2 protein-coding genes are annotated in these 1,951 nt (G+C 54.1%); both read left to right on the forward strand.

Features of this window, described 5'->3' with window-relative positions:
* Window positions 1-1,000, forward strand: a 1,000-nt coding sequence (locus B3O33_RS07020; RefSeq protein ID WP_292363277.1) for an efflux RND transporter periplasmic adaptor subunit, incomplete at its 5' end; no start/stop codon positions are given.
* Window positions 1,000-1,951 (forward strand): efflux RND transporter permease subunit (locus B3O33_RS07025; RefSeq protein WP_292363278.1); only part of this gene is annotated, 952 nt, incomplete at its 3' end. The genes B3O33_RS07020 and B3O33_RS07025, both read left to right, overlap by 1 nt.

Below are 1,951 nucleotides of genomic sequence, written 5' to 3' on the forward strand. Positions count from 1 at the left end.
CGAAGATGTAACCAGGATGGGGATTGTCTTTGCTCCGGCTATCCCAGTAGACACAAGCACCGGCGCACGATATGCCGCGACAGTCGTCAACTCACCAGACAGCGCCGCAAGTGTGACAACGCCCTGGGCAGGTACACTGGTTTCATGGGCTCTTATACCCGGACAGAGTGCAAGTGCGGGCACTATTCTCGCCACTTTCAGTAGCCCTTCCATCTTGCCACTGCAAAACACCTGGATCGATGCCGTCTCTGCTCTGGAAGGAGCCGACTTCGAACTGCGCAAAGACGAGTCTCTATACACTGAGGGCGTTATCTCGAAACAGCGTCTGACAAAAACCCGTCTGCTAAAACAACAGGCGGTGTTCGCTGAACGCACTGCGCGATCACATCTGGCACAAGGCGGTTTCGATACAGCAAAACTCGAGGTGCTGCGAAAGCATGGATCAGGCCTGGGAGAATTCTATTTGGTTGCGCAGGAGGATGGCGTCCTGTCACAGCGCATGTATAACATCGGCAGCTATGTAGAGGCTGGGCAAATCATCGCTAGGCTGAATGCAGGCACTCGCCGTTGGGCCAGCACTCATATTCCTGCCAAAGCAGCAGACGCATTGGAGATTGGCCATCAGCTGAGTATTGCTAACAGTGGCGAGACGTTGACCTTGCGCCAGAAGGATCTGGTCATCGACAGCAGTAATCAGACAATTAAGTTGCTGGCGGAGTTTAACGCCGATACTTCCTTCACCACGGGGCAGGTCTTATCTATTGTGCTGCCACCGGTCGGTAAGGGTGTGCTCATCCCTGACCGTGCGGTCGTGCATACTGGCGGTGAGACGATAATTTATGTGCGAACGGCCGCAGGGATTGAAGCACGTGCTCTGGAACTGCAATCTATCGGGGATGACTATCTGGCCTCCGAAGGCATTGCGGTTGGCGAGGAGATCGCCATTCAGGGCACGGCTGTTCTCAAGGGTATTCAACTCGGATTGGGTGGGACTGAGTAATGCTGTCTTCACTGATTCAATGGTCCCTCAGCCAGCGTCTGCTGGTCTTATTGCTGTCAATATTGTTGATTGGTTTTGGTGGTCGAGCACTGCTCAATATACCTATTGATGCCTTCCCCGATATTTCGCCGACACAAGTAAAGATCATCATCAAGGCGCCGGGAATGACCCCGGAAGAAGTAGAATCGCTTATTACGCAACCTGTTGAAGTGGAATTGCTGGGCATCCCGTTCCAAACCATGCTGCGCTCCATCTCCAAGTACGCACTGACCTCCATCACATTGGATTTTGAGGACGGTACCGACATCTACTGGGCTCGCCAACAGGTCACCGAACGACTCAGCAATGTCTGGGACAATCTACCCGGCGGCATCAGCGGTGGACTAGCGCCGATGAGCACACCACTGGGCGACATGTTTATGTTCACCATCGACAATCCATCCATGACCCTGGAGGAAAAGCGCTTCCTGCTGGACTGGACCATTCGTCCGGCGCTGCGTAACGTGCCTGGGGTTGCTGATGTGAACTCGCTCGGCGGCTTTGTTCGCACCTATGAAGTCAAACCTCTTCGTGAAGCCATGAGGGCAATGGGCGTTAACTTGCAGGATATCGCCGACGCACTCAGCGCCAACAACAAAAATGATGGTGCTGGACGGATTGATCAGGGAGAGGAAGTCATTCTGGTTCGCGTAGAAGGTGCGATTAACGGCTTTGAAGACATCAGCAATACCTATGTCGTAAACGCTGAGGGTGATCGCATTCCGCTAGCCGAAGTGGCACATATCACCACGGGGAGTATGGAGCGCTACGGCGCAGTTACGGCGGATGGTGGAGCAGAAGCAGTGCAGGGCCTGGTGATCGGGCTGCGTGGCGCCAATTCCCGTGAAGTTGTGCAAGGCGTTAAATCCAGGCTTCAGGCGTTGCAAGACACCTTACCAGAAGGCACACAGA

This window comes from Methylophaga sp. UBA1464 (genome assembly GCF_002325665.1).
GTDB lineage: Bacteria > Pseudomonadota > Gammaproteobacteria > Nitrosococcales > Methylophagaceae > Methylophaga.